The organism is Croceibacter atlanticus HTCC2559 (genome assembly GCF_000196315.1).
Lineage (GTDB): Bacteria > Bacteroidota > Bacteroidia > Flavobacteriales > Flavobacteriaceae > Croceibacter > Croceibacter atlanticus.
The window spans coordinates 576,668-600,463 of sequence record NC_014230.1; the positions used below are offsets into that span (position 1 = coordinate 576,668).

The 23,796-nt window shown below is 34.1% G+C and carries 22 protein-coding genes; 9 read left to right on the forward strand and 13 right to left on the reverse strand.

Annotated elements, in window-relative coordinates:
• Nucleotides 1-59: 59 nt before the first annotated feature.
• Nucleotides 60-599: a 3-hydroxyanthranilate 3,4-dioxygenase gene (locus CA2559_RS02460; protein ID WP_013186256.1), complete on the reverse strand. Its 540-nt coding sequence runs from the start codon at nt 597-599 to the stop codon at nt 60-62.
• An 83-nt stretch (nt 600-682) separates the two neighbouring features.
• Here CA2559_RS02460 and CA2559_RS02465 point away from each other — a divergent pair, with 83 nt between their 5' ends.
• The 5 genes from CA2559_RS02465 (at nt 683) to CA2559_RS02485 (ending at nt 4,606) form a co-directional block, all read left to right on the forward strand.
• On the forward strand, nt 683-1,561 hold the full coding sequence (locus tag CA2559_RS02465; protein ID WP_013186257.1) for a RimK family alpha-L-glutamate ligase: 879 nt from the start codon (nt 683-685) through the stop codon (nt 1,559-1,561).
• Nucleotides 1,562-1,680: 119 nt separating this feature from the next.
• A complete protein-coding gene (locus tag CA2559_RS02470; protein WP_013186258.1) occupies nt 1,681-2,139 on the forward strand; it encodes an ATP-dependent zinc protease family protein in 459 nt (152 codons plus the stop codon).
• 52 nt (nt 2,140-2,191) lie between these two features.
• On the forward strand, nt 2,192-3,064 hold the full coding sequence (rimK, locus tag CA2559_RS02475) for a 30S ribosomal protein S6--L-glutamate ligase (protein ID WP_013186259.1): 873 nt from the start codon (nt 2,192-2,194) through the stop codon (nt 3,062-3,064).
• Nucleotides 3,064-4,068 carry a succinylglutamate desuccinylase/aspartoacylase family protein gene (locus CA2559_RS02480; RefSeq protein WP_013186260.1) on the forward strand — a complete coding sequence of 335 codons (1,005 nt, stop codon included), beginning with the start codon at nt 3,064-3,066 and terminating at the stop codon, nt 4,066-4,068. Before rimK ends, CA2559_RS02480 begins: the two co-directional genes overlap by 1 nt.
• On the forward strand, nt 4,040-4,606 hold the full coding sequence (locus tag CA2559_RS02485) for a 5-formyltetrahydrofolate cyclo-ligase (protein WP_013186261.1): 567 nt from the start codon (nt 4,040-4,042) through the stop codon (nt 4,604-4,606). The genes CA2559_RS02480 and CA2559_RS02485 overlap by 29 nt, the downstream gene beginning before the upstream one ends.
• On the opposite strand, the gene CA2559_RS02490 is transcribed toward CA2559_RS02485, so the two are convergent.
• From CA2559_RS02490 to gdhA, 9 genes are all read right to left on the reverse strand, one after another.
• Entirely contained in the window at nt 4,603-5,214 is a 612-nt protein-coding gene (locus CA2559_RS02490) for a lipoprotein signal peptidase (RefSeq protein ID WP_013186262.1), read from the reverse strand. The genes CA2559_RS02485 and CA2559_RS02490 overlap by 4 nt on opposite strands.
• 86 nt (nt 5,215-5,300) lie before the next feature.
• Complete coding sequence (locus tag CA2559_RS02495; RefSeq protein WP_148232767.1) at nt 5,301-5,945, reverse strand: hypothetical protein; 645 nt, start codon at nt 5,943-5,945, stop codon at nt 5,301-5,303.
• Nucleotides 5,946-6,007: 62 nt separating this feature from the next.
• Nucleotides 6,008-6,394, reverse strand: a complete 387-nt coding sequence (locus CA2559_RS02500; RefSeq protein ID WP_013186264.1) for a TraR/DksA family transcriptional regulator — start codon at nt 6,392-6,394, stop codon at nt 6,008-6,010.
• A 6-nt stretch (nt 6,395-6,400) separates the two neighbouring features.
• Entirely contained in the window at nt 6,401-9,805 is a 3,405-nt protein-coding gene (gene ileS / locus CA2559_RS02505; protein WP_013186265.1) for an isoleucine--tRNA ligase, read from the reverse strand.
• A gap of 147 nt (nt 9,806-9,952) precedes the next feature.
• Nucleotides 9,953-12,355: a TonB-dependent receptor plug domain-containing protein gene (locus tag CA2559_RS02510; RefSeq protein WP_041240865.1), complete on the reverse strand. Its 2,403-nt coding sequence runs from the start codon at nt 12,353-12,355 to the stop codon at nt 9,953-9,955.
• Complete coding sequence (recO, locus tag CA2559_RS02515; RefSeq protein ID WP_013186267.1) at nt 12,355-13,071, reverse strand: DNA repair protein RecO; 717 nt, start codon at nt 13,069-13,071, stop codon at nt 12,355-12,357. Before recO ends, CA2559_RS02510 begins: the two co-directional genes overlap by 1 nt.
• A complete protein-coding gene (porZ, locus tag CA2559_RS02520) occupies nt 13,071-15,356 on the reverse strand; it encodes a type IX secretion system anionic LPS delivery protein PorZ (RefSeq protein WP_013186268.1) in 2,286 nt (761 codons plus the stop codon). The genes recO and porZ overlap by 1 nt, the downstream gene beginning before the upstream one ends.
• Nucleotides 15,353-16,675 carry an ArnT family glycosyltransferase gene (locus CA2559_RS02525; RefSeq protein WP_013186269.1) on the reverse strand — a complete coding sequence of 441 codons (1,323 nt, stop codon included), beginning with the start codon at nt 16,673-16,675 and terminating at the stop codon, nt 15,353-15,355. Before CA2559_RS02525 ends, porZ begins: the two co-directional genes overlap by 4 nt.
• Nucleotides 16,676-16,754: 79 nt before the next feature.
• Complete coding sequence (gdhA, locus tag CA2559_RS02530) at nt 16,755-18,098, reverse strand: NADP-specific glutamate dehydrogenase (RefSeq protein ID WP_013186270.1); 1,344 nt, start codon at nt 18,096-18,098, stop codon at nt 16,755-16,757.
• Nucleotides 18,099-18,303: 205 nt separating this feature from the next.
• Here gdhA and CA2559_RS02535 point away from each other — a divergent pair, with 205 nt between their 5' ends.
• Entirely contained in the window at nt 18,304-19,107 is an 804-nt protein-coding gene (locus CA2559_RS02535; protein ID WP_013186271.1) for a THC0290_0291 family protein, read from the forward strand.
• Nucleotides 19,108-19,150: 43 nt separating this feature from the next.
• Here CA2559_RS02535 and CA2559_RS02540 read toward each other — a convergent pair whose 3' ends face one another.
• The gene (locus CA2559_RS02540) at nt 19,151-20,293 is read right to left on the reverse strand and encodes a cystathionine gamma-synthase (RefSeq protein ID WP_013186272.1); all 1,143 of its coding nucleotides are present in this window, start codon (nt 20,291-20,293) and stop codon (nt 19,151-19,153) included.
• Nucleotides 20,294-20,335: 42 nt separating this feature from the next.
• Nucleotides 20,336-20,791: a DinB family protein gene (locus tag CA2559_RS02545; RefSeq protein ID WP_013186273.1), complete on the reverse strand. Its 456-nt coding sequence runs from the start codon at nt 20,789-20,791 to the stop codon at nt 20,336-20,338.
• An 89-nt stretch (nt 20,792-20,880) separates the two neighbouring features.
• Between CA2559_RS02545 and CA2559_RS02550 the strand changes: the two genes are divergently transcribed.
• From CA2559_RS02550 to CA2559_RS02560, 3 genes are all read left to right on the forward strand, one after another.
• Nucleotides 20,881-21,228 (forward strand): arsenate reductase family protein, encoded by a 348-nt coding sequence (locus tag CA2559_RS02550; protein WP_041240866.1) that lies wholly within the window; start codon nt 20,881-20,883, stop codon nt 21,226-21,228.
• 63 nt (nt 21,229-21,291) lie between these two features.
• Nucleotides 21,292-22,206 carry a DMT family transporter gene (locus tag CA2559_RS02555; RefSeq protein ID WP_013186275.1) on the forward strand — a complete coding sequence of 305 codons (915 nt, stop codon included), beginning with the start codon at nt 21,292-21,294 and terminating at the stop codon, nt 22,204-22,206.
• 45 nt (nt 22,207-22,251) lie between these two features.
• Complete coding sequence (locus CA2559_RS02560) at nt 22,252-22,632, forward strand: nuclear transport factor 2 family protein (RefSeq protein WP_013186276.1); 381 nt, start codon at nt 22,252-22,254, stop codon at nt 22,630-22,632.
• A 36-nt stretch (nt 22,633-22,668) separates the two neighbouring features.
• On the opposite strand, the gene CA2559_RS02565 is transcribed toward CA2559_RS02560, so the two are convergent.
• The gene (locus tag CA2559_RS02565) at nt 22,669-23,700 is read right to left on the reverse strand and encodes a flavin-containing monooxygenase (RefSeq protein WP_013186277.1); all 1,032 of its coding nucleotides are present in this window, start codon (nt 23,698-23,700) and stop codon (nt 22,669-22,671) included.
• Nucleotides 23,701-23,796: the final 96 nt, after the last annotated feature.

A 23,796-nucleotide genomic window follows, 5' to 3' on the forward strand; every position in this document is an offset into this window, starting at 1 on the left:
GTTTTAAGTTGTTTTCACAAAAATAGGTAAATAGAATTGGGCTGAAAAACTTATGCAACTTATTCAGTTGCAACAAATCGTTCATCAACAGGCATAACAGTTCCGCAGTTGTCACAAGTACGTTTTTCTTTACTGCCATAAAATTCCTTAAAGTGTTTTAAAAAATCTTTTTCAATATCATTTAAAGGGAATTTTACTTCATAAAGTTTGTTATTGCAGTTATCGCAATACCACAATAAACCATCATCTACATTAAGCTTTTTACGCTTTCTCTCTACAACCAAACCAATTGAATTTTCATGACGCACTGGTGAGTGAGGTACACCTGCTGGATGTAAATACATATCTCCAGGTCCAAGTTTCATTGTTTTTTTCTCACCATCTTCTTGAATATGCACTTCAATATGACCCTCTAACTGATAAAAAAGTTCTTCTGTTTTATTATAATGATAATCTTTTCGAGCATTAGGTCCGGCAACAATCATCACTATGTAATCTTCTGCATCTTTATATAAATTCTTATTACCAACTGGTGGCTTTAGGTGTTCTCTATGTTCTTCAACCCACTTATTTAAGTTGAATGGTTTTGCTATTGCCATAACGTATTTTCTATATTATTTTACTATCACTAAAGATACAAAACTTTCCACGCGTTTTAAGAAAATACTATATTGCAAGCTCTATGAATATAGCCATACTTTCGCGTAGCGAGCACTTATACTCTACCAAAAGCTTACTGAAAGCAGGAAGGTCTAGAGGTCACGATATGGAAGTTATAGATCCTTTGGCTTGTAACTTAACTATTAAAAGTGGTAAGGCTGTACTAAGATATTATGATGACATTGTTAATGATCTGGATGCCGTTATACCGCGCATTGGCTCATCTCAAACTGCAACTGGTGTTTCTGTAGTACGACAATTTGAAGCTTTACAAGTTTTCTCCACTGTTTCCTCTCAAGCAATCCTTAACTCCAGAGATAAATGGACATGTTTTCAACTTTTGGTAAGACAACAAATACCAACCCCAAAAACTGTTATTGGTAATTTTTATGGTGATGCCGAAGGATTATTAAATCAGTTTCCTGACGGGCCAATCATAATTAAACTTCTTGAAGGCACACATGGAAATGGCGTTATATTAGCCGAAGGCCGAAAACATGCGTTAACTACTATTGAAACACTTGAATCCTTAAATGCCCGTTTTGTATTGCAGGAGTTTATTGAAGAATCTAAAGGCGCAGACCTTAGGGTTATCGTGGTAGATGGTATGGTGGTTGCCGCAATGAAACGCCAATGTGCTAAAGGAGATTTTAGAAGTAATTTACATAGAGGCGGCACTGCAAAAAGTGTTTCACTCTCAAAAGCCGAAGAACAGGTTGCGATTAAAACGGCTAAGACTTTAGGTTTAGGGGTTTGTGGTGTAGATATATTACAGTCTAAAAATGGCCCTATGGTCTTAGAGGTAAACTCCACACCTGGTTTAGAAGGTATAGAAAAGACAACACAAAAAAGTGTCTCTAAATCTATAATAAGCTATATTGAAAGACATTATAAACTTTAAAGTTTTCTCTTCTCTTTAGTAATTAAACTTTGTATTTAATTTTTGGCGCTACTAAATATCCCATTGCTATCTTGTAACTTTGCAGCTTTGGTTTTAAATTTTATTACCTTGCAAATACTATGGACAAAAAGGTTATAGGACGTGTAGACGTGGTTAATTTCCCTAAGTTAAATCTTAATGAAATATCTATTAAAATAGATACTGGCGCTTACACCTCTAGCATACATTGCAAGGATATAGAAGAAGTTGATGGTGTTTTAAAATGTAAGTTTTTAGATGACACTCACCCAAACTATAATGGTAAAGAATTTAGCTTTACCAATTACGATGTAGTATATGTAAGAAGTAGCAACGGCCAGGTAGATGTGAGATATAGTATAGACTCTAACATTAAGATTTTTAATAAGGTTTATAAGATATCATTATCACTTAGTAGTAGAGATGATATGCGCTATCCTGTTCTTATTGGCAGAAAATTTTTAACCAAAAAGTTTATAGTAGACACAGAGTTTTCAAACCTCTCTTTTGAAGCAACTTCCCAAGAAAACACTAAAGATGTTTCTTCAGAAATTTTATAACCTTTAATTTAACGAAGCACTCAAAATTAAAGGCTTCAATTATATTGATCTTATGAATATCAAAATTTTATCTAGAAATGCTAACCTTTATTCAACACAGCGTTTAATTGAAGCATGTAAAAAAAGAAAGCATGATGTAGAGGTTATTGATCCTTTAAAGTGTGATCTAATTATTGAAAAGAGAAAACCAACTATTGTATATAAAGGTCGTGTATTAGAACACGTAGATGCTGTAATACCTCGAGTAGGTGCCTCTATCACATTTTATGGTACAGCTGTTGTACGCCAATTTGAGATGATGGGTGCTTTTACTACTACAGAATCTCAAGCTTTAGTAAGAAGTAGAGACAAACTAAGAAGTTTACAGTTGCTTACCAAAGCAAGGTTGGGTATGCCAAAAACTGTTTTTAGCAATTACTCTAAAGACGTTTCGCAAATTATTAGTCATGTTGGTGGCGCTCCAGTTATCATTAAAGTACTAGAAGGCACACAAGGATTAGGTGTGGTTTTAGCTGAAACTGAAAAGGCAGCAGAATCTGTTTTAGAAGCATTTAATGGCTTACAAGCTCGTGTTATTGTACAAGAATTTATAAAGGAGGCAAAAGGAGCAGACATTAGAGCATTTGTGGTAGATGGACAAGTTGTTGGTGCAATGAAGCGCCAAGGTAAAGAAGGAGAATTTAGAAGCAACCTGCACCGTGGAGGATCTGCAAGCATTATTGAATTAACAGACGAAGAAGAGATTGCAGCAATTAAAGCCGTAAAAGTTATGGGGTTAGGTGTTGCAGGTGTAGATATGCTACAAAGTGAGCGTGGCCCATTGATACTTGAGGTAAACTCATCTCCAGGATTAGAAGGTATTGAAACAGCAACTGGAAAAGACATTGCAAAATCAATTGTTCGTTATATAGAAAAGAACATATAATGGCTCATATAGACGATCAAAACGTACTTTACATTTTTGACCAAACTATTTTACCAGGAGCAAAAGCTACCATTAATTTTAATATGGCTAAGCTTTACACTACAACCAATGTAGATGTGCCTATAATTATTGAGCGCTCTAAAGTTCCTGGCCCAACAGTACTTATAACTGGTGGTATACATGGTGATGAAGTAAATGGTGTCGAAATAGTAAGGCAACTAATATCTAAAGGCATTAATAAACCTAAAATAGGGACTATTATATGTGTTCCTGTTTTAAACGTCTTCGGATTTTTAAATATGAATCGTGAATTTCCAGATGGTCGCGACCTTAATAGAGTATTTCCAGGCTTTAAGAATGGTAGTTTAGCAAGTAGACTTGCTTACCAATTCACAAAAAATATTTTACCTGTTGCTAATTATTGTTTAGACTTTCACACTGGTGGTGCAAGTCGATTTAATGCACCACAGATTAGAGTGAAAAAAGGAGATGCAGAAGCTTTAGATTTTGCTAAAGTATTTAACGCGCCTTTCACTATGTACTCTAAAACAATCCCAAAATCTTACAGAGAAACTTGCGGAAAACTAAATATTCCTATATTACTTTTTGAAGGCGGAAAATCTCAGGATAACGATAAAACCATTGCAAAATATGGTGTTGATGGATCTATGAGAATCTTAAATCACCTAGGTATGTTAGATGATAAATTTAGTGTACCAGACGTTAACGCTCCTACAGTAATTATAGACTCTAGCACATGGATAAGAGCTAAATATAGTGGTTTGCTACACACAAAAATAGAATGTGGCAAACACGTAGAAAAAGGAGAATATATTGCCACAATAACAGACCCATATGGTCAATTTAGACATAAGGTTAAAACTAATAATGAAGGGTATATTATTAATGTAAATCAATCTCCTATGGTATATCAAGGAGATGCCATTTTTCATATTTCAACTTCAAGTCAATCTAATGAAGAAGCAGAAGGCGAGGACAACTAATAAACTACGTAGGCAAAACTTAAGTGTAGAAACTCGTGAAGAATTAAGCATGAGAATTGCAAATAAAGCATTGCAACTTCATATCTGGGAACATTCTTTTTATCATATTTTCCTAGCAATTGAAACACAAGCCGAAATTAATACAGAATACCTGCTACATATTTTAAATGGTAAGGACAAACAAGTAGTTATACCTAAAACAGACTTTAAAACAAGAGCTATGAAAAGCATCTTGTTATTGGACAATACACGGTTAAAGTTAAACGCCTACAATATACCAGAACCATTAGATGGTATAGAAATTACTTCTGAACAAATAGATGTTGTATTTATACCTTTATTAGCTTTTGACAAAACAGGGCAACGTGCAGGTTATGGTAAAGGGTTTTATGATGCCTTTTTAGCACTATGTAAACCTGAAACCATTAAAATTGGATTAAGTTTTTTTGAAGTTGAAGAAGAACCCTTTGAAGATGTCTTAAACACAGACATACCTCTAGATTATTGTGTAACACCAGAAAAGGTGTATTCTTTTTAAGCTTCTTCTTCTGTTTTAGGAAATGCTTTCTTATTGAAGATTAATAACATTACAACCCCTATAAATATTACAGAATCTGCAATATTAAAAACAGGCTCAAAGAATCTAAAATACTCACCACCCCAAAATGGCACCCATTCTGGTAAGTAACCTTGGTATAAAGGAAAGTAAAGCATATCTACTACTTTACCATGAAATAACGAAGAATAACCTCCTTCTTCTGGTAGGAAAGTAGCCACTTGATGCAAGCTGTCATTAAAAACAATCCCGTAAAATACAGAGTCTAAAATGTTACCTAAAGCACCAGCAAATATTAATGCTATTGAAGCTATTAATACTTTAGAACCATTTTTCTTTACACTATCCCACAACCAATATCCTATACCAGCAATAGCGACTATTCTAAATAAGGTAAGAATTAACTTTCCGTAGTTACCTGGCAACTCGAAACCCCAAGCCATTCCAGGATTTTCTATGAACCTAATTTTAAACCAACTTAATACAGCTACCTCATCACCCAGTATAAAATTAGTTTTAATGTAAATCTTAGAAATTTGGTCTATTAATAAAACCACTAGTATAAGTAAGGATGCTTTCTTTAAAGACATAAATTGTTTCTTATTATCAAAATAGTGTAAGTACGCTGCTATAATAAAATTAAACGCACTTTAACGGGAGCAAAAATAAGCTTTTTTTATTGAGATTTTGTGATGGTAATATTGCCATCTATAGTTTTAAGCTTTAAGAGTTGTTGTCCTGTATAATCTAGGTTATTTATAAGTGTACCGTGCCTGGATTCTGCTTCTACTCTTGATGGGCTTGTTGCTACTGCAATATTTCCGTTATAAGTGTTAACCAATAAATTACCATTAAAATTACTGAGGACACATTGCCCTGATTTTAATTCTAATTGTAAGTACTCAAAACTACCTTCTCCAAACACTGAGGCTACATTGCTTTGTATTTGTACAGATAAATTTTCTGGCACTTCAAGAATAACTTCCATAGCCAATACTTTGTGAGCGCTTAGCTTATCATAACCACTTGTAAGTATTTGTGGATATTTTGACGTTACTTTTAAAATTTCTCCAGTAAGTTCTGTAATTAAGGATATGTTTTGATAGTATTCACCTTCAGAGGTTGTTTTAATAGTTACAAACGGAGTCTTCGCTGTTTTTAATGTGATTTTGAAAACCTCATTACTTTCTACCAAGATGGTTGTTATCTCATTTGCATCAATTTGTTGTTCTGTTTGTTTTTGAGCAAAAGTATTTTGTTGAACAAGAATTGCGAAAAAACAACAGACTGTAAAATATATTTTAATACTACGTATCATCATTTTATAACATCAAAAAACGCCCCAAATAGGAGCGTTTTTAAAAATTATCTTTTAAGAAACAACTACTGTTGCATATTTTTAGCCTCTATACTTAAAGTAGCATGTGGCACAAGTTTAAGACGCTCAGGATTTATTAGTTTTCCTGTTACACGACAAATACCGTACGTTTTGTTTTCTATACGTACTATTGCATTCCTAAGATCACGTATAAATTTTTCTTGTCTTCTAGCTAACTGTGCGTTGCTTTCCTTACTCATTGTTTCACTACCTTCATCAAATGCCTTAAATGTTGGCGCAGTATCTTCTGTGCCATTACCACTTAAGTTATTGTATGCTTCTTCATACATTTTAAGTTGATGTTCTGCAGATTCAATTTTTTCTAATATAATAGCTCTAAATTCTTCTAAGTGCTTATCGCTATATCTTTCTTTTACATCTGTTTGTGCCATAATGATTTAGTTTTTATCTATAAATAGCTTCGTAGTTACATCATCAAACTCAACTACTGTACCATTATCTAACTCTTCTACAAGATCGAGACTTGTAGCTAGAGTTTCGTTTTTAATATACTCCATATTGTCTGTTACGGCAGTCTCGATTTTGCCGTCTTTTTGTATTTTAATAGCAATGGTGTCTGAGACCTCATAACCACTATCTTTACGTAGGTTTTGAATACGATTGACAAACTCTCTTGCAATTCCTTCTTTTCTAAGATCTTCAGAAATTGTCACGTCTAACGCTACCGTGATTCCAGAGTTGTTTGCAACTAGCCAACCTTCAATGTCTTGAGAGGTGATTTCGACATCTTCGAGGGTCAATTTAGTTAAATTCCCATTAACATCAATACTGATTTCGCCTTCTTGCTCAATTTTTGTGATTTCTTTAGCATTCATCTCTGATATTGCTGAAGCCACAAAGCGCATGTCTTTTCCAAAACGCGGACCAAGAACTTTAAAGTTAGGCTTAATCTGCTTTACAAGAATATCGCTTGCATCATCTAAAAGCTCTATAGTCTTAACGTTAACCTCTGTTTTTATAAGGTCTGCTACTGCTAAAATCTCGCTACGCTGTTGGTCGTTTAATACAGGTATCATAATACGCTGTAATGGCTGGCGTACTCTTATTTGTTCTTTTCTTCGTAATGAAAGTACTAAAGAAGACACTATTTGTGCCTTTTTCATTTTACTCTCTAAACTTTTGTCAATGACCGTTTCATCTGCTATCGGAAATTCGGCCAAATGTACACTTTCAAACGGCTCCTTATTTGAAGCCATTATTAAGTCTCTGTAAAGTTTGTCCATAAAAAATGGAGAGACTGGAGCTCCGAGTTTAGATACGGTTAACAAACACTCAAAAAGTGTTTGATATGCTGATATTTTATCTGTTTCATAATCGCCTTTCCAGTAACGCCTTCTGCTTAATCTTACAAACCAGTTACTAAGGTTTTCTTGTACAAACTCAGATATTGCTCTAGTTGCTCTTGTGGCATCATAATCATTATAATATGAGTCTACATCTTTAATAAGTGAATGTAATTCAGACAATATCCAACGATCTATTTCTGGGCGTTGCTCTAAAGGAATAGGGTTTTCATCATATGTAAAGCCATCTAGGTTTGCATACAGACTAAAGAATGAATAGGTGTTGTAAAGCGTTCCAAAGAATTTGCGTCTTACTTCTTCTATACCTTCAATATCAAACTTTAGGTTATCCCAAGGATTGGCATTGCTTATCATGTACCATCTTGTTGCATCTGGTCCATAAACAGAAAGTGTTTCAAAAGGATCCACAGCATTTCCTAAACGCTTAGACATTTTTTGACCATTCTTGTCTAAAACTAATCCATTAGAAACTACATTTTTGTATGCAACATCATCAAAAATCATTGTTGCAATTGTGTGCAAGGTGTAAAACCATCCTCTTGTTTGGTCTACGCCTTCTGCAATAAAATCTGCTTTACGCCACGTGGTCTCAACAAGTCTTTTATTCTCGAATGGATAGTGAAATTGTGCATATGGCATACTTCCACTATCAAACCAAACATCAATTAAATCTGCTTCACGACGCATTGGCTCTCCTTTAGAAGATACCAAGATAATTTGGTCTACTATATTTTTATGTAAGTCTATCTTATCATAATTTTCTTCGGAGTTATCTCCTACTACAAATTCTTCAAAAATATCTTTCTCCATTATGCCTGCTTCAACAGACTTTTTCATTTCAATTTTAAGGTCTTCAACAGAGCCTATCATTAACTCTTCCTTACCATCTTCTGTTCTCCAAATTGGCAATGGAATTCCCCAATAGCGAGATCTAGACAGGTTCCAGTCATTAGCATTTGCTAACCAATTTCCAAAACGGCCTTCACCTGTTGCTTTAGGTTTCCAGTTAATTGTTGTGTTAAGCTCGTGCATACGATCTTTAACATCTGTTACTTTTATAAACCAAGAATCTAACGGATAGTACAAGATTGGCTTATCTGTACGCCAGCAGTTTGGATAACTGTGCACATATTTCTCTACGTGAAATGCTCTATTTTCTTCCTTTAGCTTTATGGCTAACTCAACATCTACAGATTTCTCAGGCGCTTGCCCTTCATCATAGTACTCATTTTTCACATATTTACCAGCAAACTCACCCATATGTTTGGTGAATTTCCCTTGTAAATCGACTAGTGGCACAAGGTTGTCGTTATCATCTTTTACTAATAACGGTGGTATTTGCGGTGATGCCTGCTTAGCTACCAAAGCATCATCTGCACCAAATGTTGGTGCTGTGTGCACTATTCCTGTACCGTCTTCTGTTGTAACAAAATCTCCAGAAATTACTCTAAATGCATCTTGAGGGTTTTCGTACGGCTTAGCATAAGATAATAGTTGCTCATAGCGTATACCTACTAAATCTTTTCCTTTATGTTCTGAAACTATTAAGTAAGGTATCTTTTTGTCGCCTTCTTTATAGGCTGAAAGTTCTTCTTCTGTTTCAACAGCGCTAAAACGCTTGTTAAATTGTTTAGCTACTAACTTTTTAGCTACAATTACTGTAATTGGCTCAAAAGTATATTGGTTGTATGTTTTTACAACCACATAATCTATCTTAGGTCCAACTGTTAATGCTGTATTACTTGGTAATGTCCAAGGTGTTGTTGTCCAAGCTAAGAAGAATAAATTGTCTTTATATGCCTTTAGCTCTTCGGGCAATGTTGAAGCATCTGCTTTAAATTGTGCCACCACAGTAGTATCAGACACATCTTGATATGTTCCTGGTTGGTTAAGCTCATGAGAGCTTAAACCTGTTCCTGCTTTTGGAGAATAAGGTTGTATGGTATAGCCTTTATAAAGCAAACCTTTGCTATAAATTTGAGACAACAACCACCAAACGGTTTCCATGTATTTAGACTTGTACGTAACATATGGATCTTCCATATCTACCCAATAGCCCATTTTTTCGGTAAGGTCATTCCAAACATCTGTATATCTCATTACTGCTTTCTTACAAGCTTTATTGTAATCTTCTACAGAGATTTTAGTACCTATATCTTCTTTAGTAATGCCCAGTTCTTTTTCTACTCCAAGTTCAATTGGTAAGCCATGAGTATCCCAACCTGCTTTACGCTTAACTTGAAAACCTTTCATACTCTTGTAACGAGGGAAAATATCCTTGATACTACGTGCTAACACGTGATGAACTCCAGGCAAACCATTTGCAGATGGTGGTCCTTCAAAAAAGATAAAGGGCTTATTGTCATCTTTAGAGCTGATAGATTTTTCGAAAATCTTGTTTTCTTTCCAGTAGTCAAGAATTTCTGATGCTATTTTAGGCAGGTCAAGTCCTTTGTATTCAGTGAACTTCGTACTCATTACTGTGCATTTTCTAATGAAGTGCGAAAGTAATGAATTTTTGGGTAAAAATTAGGGTCTTTAGTCTCTGTAAACATTGTAGTTGCTTCACACTAAAGCGTTTTTATAATTTGAAAAAACTTGAGTTAAAATTTTTAAATTCTTTTATTAAAAATCATAGCTTAAGGCAAGAATAAGATTTCGTCCTGCCGCTGCTATTCCAGAAGAGTAAGTTCTGTATCTCTGGTCTGTTATATTTTCTACAGTTGCTGTTGCTTTTAGGTTATCTAAAACATCGTATTGAGCTGTAAAATTTAAGGTGTACCAAGATGGCGAATATGGATTTCCATTCTCATCAATTGCATATAAATATGGTTTATCCTGCTCACTTGGTGCTAATTCTTCAAAACTAAATTCTCCATTATATTCTGCAAATGCATCTAAAGTAATTTTGTTTTTACTGAATTTAAAGTGTGTATTTCCAAAAACTGGAGCTGCGTGTCTCAAAGGTGCTTCTGTACCATCATCTAATTCTTGTGTGCCTTCTGTAATGTTTATTTGAGATGTAAGCTGAAGGTTTTTATTGAAATTTACTTCTGTACCTGCTTCGAAACCATATACTTTTCCACTTGCTGCATTTTGTATGGCTTGTACTTGGCTAGGTTCTCCTTGATAATCTATGGTAGACTCTCCATTCAATGTAAAATCTCTTCTAACTAATGCATTATTTAAAAGCGTATAAAAACCACCTATATCAAACTTTACATTATTATTAAAGTTTAGTGTAAATCCTATTTCTGTATTATATGCATATTCTGGATCTAAATCTGGATTTGGCACTACTACAGAACCTGGTTCACTATCAAAAACCTTTCCTACATCGTCTATATTAGGAGCCCTAAATGCTGTTGAAAATCCTAATTTTGTTCCAAATAATGCTGTTGGTTGCCAAGATAATCCTGCACTACCCGTAAGTGCACCTGTGTTAATATCTGCTTTATCGAAAGGAAAATCGTAAAAACGGTCATTAAATGTTGCGTTAACAATCACTTGATTATATCTGGCACCAGTTGTTAAGGTTAAGCCATCTTGCAATGACCATTGTGCGCTTGCATAAGCAGCTGCAGATTGCCAAGTAGAGCCATCTGGGTATCTTGAGGCATCTTCAACAGATTCGTTAGTATTTATATTTGTTTGTTTTCCGAAGGAGCTTACTTTATTATGAACATACTCTAAACCATAAAACACCTTATGCTTCCCTAGTGATTTTGTAAAATCTAGATTGGTAGAATAGGCATTTACAACTTCATCTGTTTCAAAACGTATATTTTCACCAAAATTTCTATCATTTCTACTTTCTTCAAATTTTTGGTAAGCTAGCGTAAGATTAGCTTCATCATAAAATAATGTAGATTGCGTTTGCCTTATATCTAAATTTGTTGACAGCCAAGATTGAGGTCCATAATACCACTCTGCTGCTCTAAACTCTCCTTCATTCTTACGTATTAACCTATCGTATCTTGGGTAGTCTGAGGTTTCAGAATAGCTTATTCCTAAATTAAAATCCCATTTTGTATTAGGAGAAAACCTAGCTTTTTGCATAAGATAAATTTGATTAAAACCTGTCTCTACCTGCACTTTAGGATCATCATTAAGCACAACCAGGTCTTCTCCGTTTTGAGTAGTTTGATAGTCTGGTCTTAAATACTCATCTGGACCGTGACTCCCCATTTTTAAATCGTCAAAATCACTATAACTTACACTAGTTAAGAACGCCCATTTTTCTTTTCCAAAATTTATATCTACATGGCCTGTTTTTTCAGCATTTGCAGTAGCATATCTCACCAATGCATTTCCAGAAGTTTTTAGATTAGCATCATTAGAAAACTTAGGTTTTTTAGAATAAAAATTCATGACACCACCAACAGCGTCACTACCATAAACTACAGAGCCAGGTCCTAAAATAACCTCTGTGTTCTCTACAGCTAATGGGTCTATAGAAATAATATTCTGCACATTTCCTCCTCTAAATATTGCCGTATTAAACCGAACACCATCTACAGTTATAAGCAACCTATTTGTTGAAAATCCTCTAATAATTGGACTGCCACCACCAAGTTGACTCTTTTGAACAAAGACCTGACCAGTACTCTCAAGTAAATCTGCTGAAGTTTGAGGGTTTGCAGCTATAATATCCTTAGCTTTAATACTTACTATTTTTTGAGAGACTTCTTTTTCTTTCTGAGAAAATTTAGACACAGACATTACAACCTCATCTAATGCGTTTTCTGAAGCTTCTAAATAAATCGTATTTCCTTCTTTTAAAACACTTGCTTTAGTGGTTTTAAACACTTTATGAGCAAGGTGCTTAAAGATTATAGTTTCAGTTAGTGTAAATGATTTGAGACTAACACTACCGTTAAAATCTGTTACACTACTTTTTGATTTATCTAGATTAAAAACAGCCACATTAAATAATGGGTCTTCTGTATCTTCAGACAACACTATAACTTCCTGTGCTTTTAAAGTACATACACACAGTAAACATAAGCTTAGTATAAGTAGACGCATTAGGAGTAAATTTCTTTTAAAACCGTTAAGGATTTCGGTTTTCTGAAGCCTTGCAAATGCAGCTCATAATAAAGAAGCAACATAGACAACATACCCGAACGGTTGGTTTGGTTTAGTTTTAGTTCTTCTAAACCATCAAAATTTATGCCTAATAACAGTTCTAAAGTATCTTTATGAATTCCAGAAATACAATATGAATTGGTAGAAACTTCTTGGAACGTACCATCTAACAAATTGAAAAATGATGCATTTTTGTTAGTTCCTTCTGGGTAAAATCCTAAAAACAAGCTTAGTTTGACTAAAAATAACAAGTGAAAGTTTGATGAATTATACTTATCAAACCATAAAAAAGCGGTTTCCAGAAAGCCAAATAATTCTGGGTTTTTTTCCTCTTCTTGTATTGCATTCCTTAGTAACTCTGCCAAAAACATGATGACAGTTGACTTTAATAAGTCTGTGTGAAGTGTTTGATATGTTGCTAGGATTTTAGCATCTCTAAGTGTTTCAAGAGTTCCTTTATCTTTATGTTTTGCTACGACTTCCAGCAATGTTAATGGCTGAAATTGTGAAGCCCTAAACTTACCTCGCTTACTTTTTAAAATTCCTCTTAGGAGATAAGATTTTAAACCACTACTTTCTGTGAAGAGTTTTACAATAAGGTCTGCTTCTCCATACTTTAATGCACTTATAACTATTGCTTTTGTAGTTACGAGCATTAGCGAATAATCATAAGTTTATGCACCTTAGTTTCCAGCGCATCTTCTGCAGTAATTAAAATTAAATAAACGCCAGAAGCTACTCTATGTCTTCCAAATGCTGTAGTATCCCACTCAATACTTCCACCTACAGAAGTATCTTCATAAACAAGATTTCCAGTGATGTCTGTTATTTTAACATTAGCTCTTGCTGTAAGACCATCTATTACCACTACGCCATTAAAGTTTGGTCTTACTGGGTTAGGGTAAGCTCTAACATTTTCTAAATTATCTTGAGGGCTAGTTGCTGTAGCATTATAAGCCAAAAGACCATTTGGAGTACCAATATATACTCTTCCAGAAGCTTCATCTATACGTATATCTGTAATAATATTTGATGGTAATGGTGAGTTTTCTTTTGTAAACCTTAATAAGGTTTCTTGTCCATTTGGTGATAAGTAAAAAACACCAGATTGTGCAGTTCCTATCCATTTATTGTTTGCGCCATCAACTTCAATAGATGTTACAAACTGACTAAATAACAATTCTTGTGGCACACCATTCTCTTCAATAATAATAGGCTCTACAGTTACATTATCTTCTGTAAAGATACTTTGTGGATTAAAAAGAACTCGTAGACCTGTTAAAGACCCTATCCACAGTCTTCCATTTTGATCAAACTCTAAAGCTCTAATATCATTATCTGGTAAGCCAGCTCCGCCAACATCATCTTTTAATTGTGTAACTATTCCTGTAGAAGGTTGGTACCCCACTAAACCTTGTGTTTGTGATCCTATGTATAAATTATCATTTCTATCTATTACTATTTTACCTAACAAACCATCTCCTAAGGTTGGAATGTTATCTATCAAATCATCAATAGGCATAATAACATCACTGTCTTGTTCCTTTTTATATAAAGCAATATCTGTAAATCCTTGAGCTAGATACAGAGTACCTTCTGAGTTAAATGCCGTACCATTAACACGGCTACCATCTGTACCATTAGGAATAAAATCGAAAATTGCAGAATTATTTCCTGTAAAAAATTGCGTTGGCACTTCATCATTCACTTCTAAAAGCCCATCGCCAAAAGAGCTAAAAAAGACTTGTTCGGAGTTAAATGGGTTTGAGGTAACTTCAATAATATCTAAAGCACCCATTAAACTGTCATAAGGAATATTTCGCCATTCATCTTCTACCAAATGACTTATACCTCTATCACTTCTAGGGTAAGGGTTATAAAATATGTTATGCTCACCAAAAGTAACCCACAGCTCATTGTCTAAAGCTTCCATATTAAATATGCTGTTTAATAATGGTCCATCTGGGCTAATAACTACAAATTCTGGAGATAACGTTGTACTTGTTGCAATTAAGCCAACCTCATCATGACCAATAAAAAACTCCCCATTTACCACAGTAGTTGCCACATAGTTCTGTGAAATATCCTGAAGCGTTGTTATGGCATTTAAAAGGGTTAAGTTTTCATCATAAACCCTTACAAAGCTTTGGGTTGTTAGTATTAGTTCGTTTTCATTATTTACACGCAAATCTCTAGCTCTTAATCCTAAAGACTCTTCAAACACTAAATTGGTTCCTTCTATACGGTGTAAGCTTCCGTTATTTTGAACAGCATAGACTTGGCTTCCTACTACCTGTACTGCATCAAAACTAGATGTTGTTATGCCTTGCCACTCTTCAAAATCTATAAGATCTTCACTAGTGACATCTGCATATCTTATACCTCCTGAAAATGTTGCAGCATATATTGTTTCGCCACGAACTGTTGTTTGTTTTACTTGTAATTCTTCTCCATTATCTCCTATCCTATATGTGTCTCCAAATTCTAAGTTAGGAAGATTATATAGGACAATTCCAAAGTCTGTTGATACATAGATATTATCTTCAAACTCCATAAAATGATTAATGCGTTTATCTAATGGTGAAATTGAAACCTCTTCTATAATACCACCTACCGAAGTAACCTCTGTGCTGTTATCATTTATAACTTCAATTAACCCATTTTCATAACCAATAATTAAGGATTCGTATGTTTCTGAATAATGTATTGCAGTAATAAGCTCTCCAGATAATCCGTTAACAGAAGATACAGTTCTTACAGAATCTGTTGGTATATCATAAATAAGTATTGCGTTCTCTGCTGCTGCATAAATCTTATTGTTTCCATTACTAACATCTTTAATGTTGTAGTAGGAATAAAACTCTGTCCAATTCTCTGAGAAATCCTGAGCAATTAATGACATTGGCAGAACAAGAACTAACAATTTAAAAACTAACTTCATTTCTTTTTTCTAATAAGCTGTGTAAGCCTTACACTATAACTTGCAAGGACAATTATTATTGCAGGTAAATAAGGAAACGAAAACCTGTAATTATCTGAATATATGATAGCAGCCTGTAATATAGACCCTAAAATTACCAACGCAAAAATAAAGGATAACAAATGTACAGATATACGTTTTCTTAAAACACCTTTAATAAAACTCCATAAGAACAGCCCTACAAATAAAATTTTACCAAAAACAATAAGCGGTCTTTGCAAAAACCAAATGCCTTTATACACTATTACCACTGCAGGATTACTGATATGAGACTGATCCCAATATAATTTTACTCCCCAAAAAAGTTTCCAGGATAAAAATACTTGCTTAATATAATCCTTAGGGTTGGCTATAATTGTTGCCTTAGACATATTAGCAAGCTCATTAGAAAGATCATAAAAATTATAACCTGTAGCTTTCATCATAGGTTGATATGCGTCCCAAATTGAATAATATGTATATCCTAACTGTTCTTTATCTTTCTCTATTTGTTTTACATAAATATCCCTTACAGTTGCATAATCATCGGGTGCTTTATGTATAAAGTTAACTGTTTGTTGTGCTAGGTTATACCCAAAATAGCTACTTAACGTTGCGTATCCTGTATTTTGTTTATTTAAAAACGCCCAACTTCCTACTGCTAAAAGTGTTGGTATTGTAATAATTAAGATAGGCTTAATGATTTTAAATTGTAATTGACTCCAAAGTGCTATTCCTAAAAAGAGGATAATAATTGGCAGGATGTAAATGAAAAATGGCTTTGTCATTACCAGCAACAATATTGACACTGAGAGAATTCCAAAATGACTTGGTTTAAACTTTCTCTTTATAATATGAAGTTGTAAGATATAAAGTATCGCAGTTAGCAAAAATGCTGAAAAAGTTTCTGTAAGAATTCCTTTTTCAAAAAACACAACATGCAATAAACACGAATATAAAATAGCAGCACCTATGGCTACTCCCTTATGAAGTGCAATACTTCTTAAGAGCCAATACATAAACAAACTGGTGCAAATGCCTAGTAGATGTTGAATTAAAACAACTAAGCATAAATTTTGAAAGCCTAAAAGAATAAGCATTGAATAACCTGGTGTTCTGTAACCTTCGTATCCTATTAGATTAGCCTCAAGCAAGCGCTTTGCTAAATCTAAATAGTTTTCCGAATCGTTAAATAGTGTTGTATTGGGGTAGAAAATAAACGTAATGAGTCTCACTACAACTGCAAAAGCAATAATAGACAGTTCAGGGTTTTTAAAAACAAATTTTGTAATCCTATTCACTATAGTTTAATATAGTCTAAAAATAAAAAAAAGCCATCTACAAAAGTGTAAATGGCTTTTAAATAAATTATTTGTTTGTTTATACAGCGCCTTGAGCTAGCATTGCATCTGCTACTTTTACAAAACCTGCAATATTTGCACCTTTCACGTAGTCTACATAGCCACCTTCTTCGCTACCGTATTTTACACATTGGTCATGAATGTTGTTCATGATCTCATGTAATTTTTTGTCTACTTCTTCTGCTGTCCAGCTATAACGCATAGAGTTTTGAGACATTTCTAATCCAGATGTTGCTACACCTCCAGCGTTAGACGCTTTTCCTGGAGAGAATAATATCTTAGCATCTTGAAAAACAGTTACAGCTTCTGGAGTACAAGGCATATTAGCTCCTTCACCAACTAGCATACATCCATTCTTAACTAATGTCTTAGCATCGCTCTCCTCTAACTCGTTTTGAGTAGCACAAGGCAAGGCAACATCACAAGCTACAGACCAAGGTGTCTTACCTTCAAAGTATTCTGCGTTAGTGTATTTATCTAAATATTCTTTAATACGACCTCTTTTTTCATTCTTAAGCTCCATTACAAACTCAAGTTTTTCTTGGTCTATACCATCATTATCTAAGATATATCCTGAAGAATCTGAAAGTGTTACAACCTTTCCTCCAAACTCAATAACCTTTTCTGCAGCATATTGGGCCACGTTACCAGATCCAGAAATAACAACTGTTTTATCTTCAAAAGAATCTCCTTTTGTTTTAAGCATATTTTGCGCAAAGTATACGTTACCGTAACCTGTAGCTTCAGGACGCATTAAAGAACCACCATACTCACGGCCTTTTCCTGTTAATACACCTGTAAATTCGTTTCTTAGTCTTTTGTACTGTCCGTACATAAAGCCTATTTCTCTTCCGCCTACACCAATATCTCCTGCAGGAACATCTGTATCTGCACCAATATGACGTTGTAGCTCTGTCATAAAGCTTTGGCAAAAACGCATAACTTCATTATCAGATTTTCCTTTAGGGTCAAAATCTGAACCTCCTTTACCACCACCCATTGGTAATGTTGTAAGAGAGTTTTTAAATGTTTGCTCAAAAGCTAAAAACTTAAGTACGCTTAAGTTAACTGTTGGGTGAAAACGTAAACCACCTTTATATGGACCGATAGCAGAATTCATCTGAATTCTGAATCCTCTATTCATTTGTATTTTACCGTTATCATCTAACCAAGTTACACGGAACATGATAATACGTTCTGCCTCAGTCATACGCTCTAATAAACGTTTATTCTGATATTTTTTATTTTCTTTTATAAAAGGGATGACAGTTTCTGCAACTTCATGAACTGCTTGCATGAATTCTGGCTCATTAGCATTTCTTAGAGAAACTCTGTCTAAAAATTCTTTTACTTCTTGTTCCATAATTAAAGTATTGTTTCGGTTTGCGAAAACGTTTGAAATAAATAAAGTGCAAATATAATGGTTATATAAAAAAGGGCGTTTAATTTTGTGATATTCCTATTATTTTTTAAGAATTTTTTATTCTTAACTTTTAAAACACACACCTTTCTATTTTGTTAAGTAACTATTTATATATTTGTTTTGTCTCAAAACTAAACCTACTAAAATGAAAATCAAGGATATTTTACTTGGTTTGGCCCTTCTTTTAGTGTCATTACAAACCACAAACGCACAACTTGGGTTTTCTCAAGAAATAGGTGTTGCAGTTGGTCCTGTTGCCTTCTTCTCAGATTTTGGACAGCGTTATGACATACAAACAAATACTCACAATTCTGGATTAGGAATTGGCTTATTACATTACATAAATTTTGCATATCGCGCAGATTGCAATTGCTATACAAGAGACAAGTATTTTAATGACCACTTTAAACTTAGAACCGAAGCAGATTACCACGCTACTAACCTAGATTTTTTTGGTGATGATGCAGAAAGCAACACATTTCAAGGTGCTAAATTAAGAGCTCAGCACGGTAAAGCTAAAGTTTTTGAAATAGGATCAAGTATAGAATATTGGCCACTAAGCATTAGATCTTTTCAAGCAAACGGTTATAGGCTAGCACCCTTTATAAGTGCTGGTGTACATTATGTTTACTACACACCAGAGGTATATTCAGATTTAGGTCCTTTAGGCTCACCAAGCACAACATTTAATTCTTTTTTACCAGACCCTACTGTAGGCAGAGAAGCTAGTATTGTTCCAGAAGACGGCTCTACTTATGCTATAGTTGGTGGTCTTGGAGCACGTTATAAACTTGGACCTTTAAGCGATCTTATTTTTGAAGGACGATGGCATTATTATGGCTCAGATTGGGTTGAAGGTTTTTCTCCACAACAACCAGGAAACCCAGATAACAAAGCTAATGACTGGATTTTTTGGATTCGTTTTGGATACATTTATTATCTCGAATAAGCATATTTAATTAACTTAAATAACGTCTTATTAGTTTAATTTTTTATCCTAATGCTTGCTTAAGATCTGCTAGTAAATCTGATTCGTCTTCTATACCTACACTTAATCGTATAAGAGAATCTACAATTCCCATATTTAAACGGTCTTCTTTAGGGACACTTGCGTGTGTCATACTTGCCGGATGTCCCGCAAGACTTTCTACACCGCCAAGAGATTCTGCTAATGTAAATACTTTTAAGTTTTCTAAAATCTGAATTGCAGACTCCCAAGATCCTTCTTTAGTTGAAAAAGATACCATGCCTCCAAAATCTTTCATTTGTGCTTTTGCAATAATATGGTTAGGGTGCTCTTGAAATCCTGGCCAATATACCTTTTCAACCTTTGGGTGACTTTTTAGAAAATGAGCTACAACTTTTCCATTCTCACAATGTCTTTGCATTCTTACGTGTAAAGTTTTAACGCCTCGTAAAGCTAAAAATGCATCTTGCGGACCACATATTGCACCACTAGAGTTTTGTATAAAGTAAAGTTTATCTGCTAGTGCCTTATCATTTACAATTAGAGCTCCCATTACCAAATCACTATGACCACCAATGTATTTAGTAACAGAATGCATTACTATATCTGCGCCTAAATCTAATGGTGATTGAAGGTAAGGTGTCGCAAACGTATTGTCCACAGCTAGAATAAGTTTATGTTTAGACGAGATTTGAGAAACTGCTTTTATGTCTATAATATTCATCATAGGGTTTGTTGGCGTTTCTATCCAAATCATTTTAGTGTGGTCATTAATATGCTCGACAATATCTTGAGCATTTTCCATATCTACAAAATGAAACTTTATACCAAACTTCTGGAATATCGATGTAAACAAACGGTAAGAACCACCATAAAGATTATTTGTAGTTACAACCTCATCGCCAGGCTCAAGCAACTTTAATACAGCATCGACCGCAGCCAAGCCAGAGCCGAAAGCTAATCCATACTTTCCGTTTTCTAAACTTGCTAAACTTTGCTCTAAAGAGGATCGTGTTGGATTGGCGCTTCTAGAATACTCATACCCTTTATGACCGCCAGGTGTAGTCTGCTTATAAGTAGAAGTCTGGTAAATAGGCGTCATTACAGACCCGAATGCTGGGTCTATATCGTGTTGTCCTCCGTGAATTGCTCTTGTATTAAATTTCATTGTATTGTTTTTAACTATTTGCGTAAACACTTAGGTTAATCTTTACACAAACTTTTTTAAAGACATAATTACTCCTAGATGTAAACCTTCGTGATAATTATTAAACTGTAAGGCGTCTGTAACATTGGTTAGCGTGTTTCCTAACATTACCGGATACTCATTATAAGTTTGAAAACGGTCTGCACTTATATCTAATTCTGTTTGTTCTATAGTGTATAATAGTTGCTCTTTTATAATTGAGACATCCTTTTCAGAAACATCTCCCATTGGCTTTGTGCCTTTTGTATATGCTTTTACAAAGTCTTTTTCAATTTTAAAGTTGAGGTTAGATAATCCATAAACCAGACCTTGCTGCACAGAAATTACGTGAGCTAAATTCCAAATAATGTTGTTATTGAATGCTTCTGGAATATGATTAAGTTGTGCTACAGAAAGTGGTTCTATGATTTTCAACATGGCTTTTCTATTGCGGTATGTAAGATCTAAAATAGCGTTCATAGGTATTATTATAAAAATTCTAACATATCAAAAATACCATTTCAAATTGGGAAAAGATACCTTTGTAAAATCATAAAAATAACCACGTTATGAAAAAAATATATTATCTATCTACGTGTGACACCTGTAAGCGTATAATGAAAGAATTAAACCTTCCTTCTTCATTTATTAAACAGGATATAAAAACACAGGGTTTAAGCGAGCAAGATGTAGAGGAAATGCAAAATCTTGCCGGAAGTTATGAAGCGCTTTTTAGTAAAAGAGCACAACTTTATAAACAACGTAATCTTAAAGATGAAGATCTTATAGAAGATGATTTTAGAGATCTTATTCTTGAACACTATACCTTTTTAAAACGGCCTGTGATTATTAATAACGATCAAATTTTTATTGGTAACAGTAAGAAAGTTATTGAAGAAGCTAAAGAAAGTTTATAATTTTTTTTGAATAGCTTAGTCTTACATTTTCCTTAAAGACTAAAGCACAATACCAGCCAACCTATGAACAACCGTATTCTTGCATTGCTGGCAGCTTTTGCAGCAAGTGCTATTTATGGTGCAAACCACACTATTGCCAAAGATTTAATGCCAACTGTTATACAACCCTTTGGTTTTATACTTTTAAGAGTGTCTGGTGCTGCATTATTATTTTGGGTTGCTAGTTTGTTTTTACCTCGAGAAAAGATAGATCGTAAAGATTGGTTACGTTTTGTAGCCTGTGCTCTGTTTGGCATGGCAATTAATATGCTGTCCTTTTTTAAGGGATTAAGCCTATCTACTCCTATTAATAGCTCTGTAGTTATAACATTATCTCCTGTTTTGCTTTTAGTGCTTTCTGCTATTTTTTTAAAGGAACGTGTTACCCTACTAAAATCTATAGGTATTGGGTTGGGACTTGCAGGCGCATTGCTTCTAATTTTATTCGGAATGAAAGAGCAACCTAATGCCCCTAATATTCCTTTAGGTAATTTGTTGTTTGTATTAAATGCCTCTTCTTATTCTGTTTACCTCATCTTAGTGAAGCCCATTGCTAATAAGTACAGGCCTGTTACTCTTATGAAGTGGTTTTTCTTATTTGCTGTAATTATAAATTTACCTATTGGCCTTTCTGAATTTACCCAAGTGGAATGGACAGCGTTAAGCTTAGGCTCTATTTGGAGAATGCTTTTTGTAATAATTGGCACTACGTTTTTAACTTATCTATTTAATATTTATGCATTAAAAATACTAAGCCCATCTACTATAGGTGCTTTTATGTATTTGCAACCACTACTTGCAACATTAATTGCTGTTTTAGTAGGTTCGGATATCTTAACAACGCTTCGCATATTTGCTGCTGCTTTAATCTTTACAGGTGTTTATATAAGCTCTAGAAAACCTAAAAAAAGGTTACAATCTAATAATATTCAGCATTAAATAAATAGTGTATCTTAGTGTCATTAACCTTAATACCAAAAGATTATGACAACCCAAGAAGTAGCAGACCAATTAGTTAAATGGTGCAATGAAGGTAATGAAGCAAAATGCTATCAAGAGCTTTACAGCCCAGATGCCGTAAGTTGGGAAATGGAAGCAGACCCAAATGATGCTATGGCAAAATGCGTAGGCATGCAAGAAATACAGAAAAAAGGTGAATGGTGGTACGAAAATTTTGAAGTTCATAGTAGCAAAGCCAGTGAACCAACTGTAGCAGATGGATACTTTACAACACGCTTTGATATGGACACAACTCACAAACCTAGTGGACAACGTTCTAAAATGAGTGAACTAGGTGTTTATAAGGTAAAAGATGGTAAAATTACAGAAGAGCGCTTTTTTTATCAGAATGGAGAACAACAGTAGTCTTATACTGTTTTAAACTAAAAGATTCTGTAACTCTTATTTTATTTGTTTAGACAAATATTCTGCATCTTTTTTGATGCCACCTAGAGTTGCAGATCCTCTTGTGTGCAACCAAGGTAATCCTATAAAATATAAGCCTTCAATAGTACTTACACCACGTTTGTGCTTAGGGTAACCTTCATGATCTAGCTCTAAACCTTCTATCCAACTAAAATTTGGACGATAGCCAGTTGCCCATATCACATTTCTTACATCGGTTAACTGTTTCTTTTCTGTTTCAATTATATAATCATGAGCATCATTAGTTCTACCTACAGCGGTAACTTGTGGTCTTGCTAAAATCTCTTTTACATCTGTACCAATTACTGGTTGCTTAGAGTGATTTATTTTATTACCAATCCAAGAGTTTTTACTAAAACTTAAAAACCCTGTAATGGTAAACCACCACCATAATGTCTTACCTAAGATTTCTTGAGGTAGTGTTTTTACGTCTGTATCTCCAGAAAAATAAGTTTTCCTACCATTATCGGATATTTCATCTAAAATTTGAAATCCGCTATCTCCAGCACCAACTACCATTGCTGGCCCTTCTTGTAATTGTTTAGGGTTTTTGTAATAATTACTGTGTATTTGAAATATGTCTTTAGACATTAATTTAGAACAAGGCGGCGTGTATGGGATATGAAAAGGACCTGTTGCTACTACAACCTGTTTTGCTTCATATATTCCATTATTAGATGTAAGAATAAATTTGCCGTCTCTTTTTTCAATTTTCTCTACCAAACAATTTAATTGTACGGGTATGCTAAATTCATTTACATAAGCCTTAAAATAACTTGCTACTTCATATTTGTTAGGGTAATACCCTTTTTTAGCGGGAAATGGCATACCTGCTAAATGGTTAAATTCTGTTGGTGTAAATAAGGTTAATGAATCCCAACGATTTAACCAACTAGCACCAACTTCATTTTCTTTGTCTAAAACTAAATACGATTTGCCCTGTTGCTTTAAATAATAAGCCATGGAAAGTCCTGCTTGTGCTGCACCAATTATTATAAAGTCTAACATTGTAAATATTATTAGGGATTTAGTATTCTAATTTGCTCAATGAGTATAATACAAGAGTTAAAGAGATTTAAAAAATCCTATTATGTATTAAGTTTA

What these genes read in the sequence shown, in the direction of transcription:
- CA2559_RS02535 (WP_013186271.1), top strand. Translation starts at nt 18,304, where the DNA reads ATGAAAATCAAGGATATTTTACTTGGTTTGGCCCTTCTTTTAGTGTCA.
- CA2559_RS02490 (WP_013186262.1), bottom strand. Translation starts at nt 5,214, where the DNA reads ATGTCTTTAAAGAAAGCATCCTTACTTATACTAGTGGTTTTATTAATA.
- recO (WP_013186267.1), bottom strand. Translation starts at nt 13,071, where the DNA reads ATGCTCGTAACTACAAAAGCAATAGTTATAAGTGCATTAAAGTATGGA.
- CA2559_RS02550 (WP_041240866.1), top strand. Translation starts at nt 20,881, where the DNA reads ATGAAAAAAATATATTATCTATCTACGTGTGACACCTGTAAGCGTATA.
- CA2559_RS02460 (WP_013186256.1), bottom strand. Translation starts at nt 599, where the DNA reads ATGGCAATAGCAAAACCATTCAACTTAAATAAGTGGGTTGAAGAACAT.
- CA2559_RS02495 (WP_148232767.1), bottom strand. Translation starts at nt 5,945, where the DNA reads ATGATGATACGTAGTATTAAAATATATTTTACAGTCTGTTGTTTTTTC.
- CA2559_RS02565 (WP_013186277.1), bottom strand. Translation starts at nt 23,700, where the DNA reads ATGTTAGACTTTATAATAATTGGTGCAGCACAAGCAGGACTTTCCATG.
- CA2559_RS02510 (WP_041240865.1), bottom strand. Translation starts at nt 12,355, where the DNA reads ATGCGTCTACTTATACTAAGCTTATGTTTACTGTGTGTATGTACTTTA.
- gdhA (WP_013186270.1), bottom strand. Translation starts at nt 18,098, where the DNA reads ATGGAACAAGAAGTAAAAGAATTTTTAGACAGAGTTTCTCTAAGAAAT.
- CA2559_RS02545 (WP_013186273.1), bottom strand. Translation starts at nt 20,791, where the DNA reads ATGAACGCTATTTTAGATCTTACATACCGCAATAGAAAAGCCATGTTG.
- CA2559_RS02560 (WP_013186276.1), top strand. Translation starts at nt 22,252, where the DNA reads ATGACAACCCAAGAAGTAGCAGACCAATTAGTTAAATGGTGCAATGAA.
- porZ (WP_013186268.1), bottom strand. Translation starts at nt 15,356, where the DNA reads ATGAAGTTAGTTTTTAAATTGTTAGTTCTTGTTCTGCCAATGTCATTA.
- CA2559_RS02465 (WP_013186257.1), top strand. Translation starts at nt 683, where the DNA reads ATGAATATAGCCATACTTTCGCGTAGCGAGCACTTATACTCTACCAAA.
- CA2559_RS02485 (WP_013186261.1), top strand. Translation starts at nt 4,040, where the DNA reads ATGAAGAAGCAGAAGGCGAGGACAACTAATAAACTACGTAGGCAAAAC.
- rimK (WP_013186259.1), top strand. Translation starts at nt 2,192, where the DNA reads ATGAATATCAAAATTTTATCTAGAAATGCTAACCTTTATTCAACACAG.
- CA2559_RS02555 (WP_013186275.1), top strand. Translation starts at nt 21,292, where the DNA reads ATGAACAACCGTATTCTTGCATTGCTGGCAGCTTTTGCAGCAAGTGCT.
- ileS (WP_013186265.1), bottom strand. Translation starts at nt 9,805, where the DNA reads ATGAGTACGAAGTTCACTGAATACAAAGGACTTGACCTGCCTAAAATA.
- CA2559_RS02540 (WP_013186272.1), bottom strand. Translation starts at nt 20,293, where the DNA reads ATGAAATTTAATACAAGAGCAATTCACGGAGGACAACACGATATAGAC.
- CA2559_RS02500 (WP_013186264.1), bottom strand. Translation starts at nt 6,394, where the DNA reads ATGGCACAAACAGATGTAAAAGAAAGATATAGCGATAAGCACTTAGAA.
- CA2559_RS02480 (WP_013186260.1), top strand. Translation starts at nt 3,064, where the DNA reads ATGGCTCATATAGACGATCAAAACGTACTTTACATTTTTGACCAAACT.
- CA2559_RS02470 (WP_013186258.1), top strand. Translation starts at nt 1,681, where the DNA reads ATGGACAAAAAGGTTATAGGACGTGTAGACGTGGTTAATTTCCCTAAG.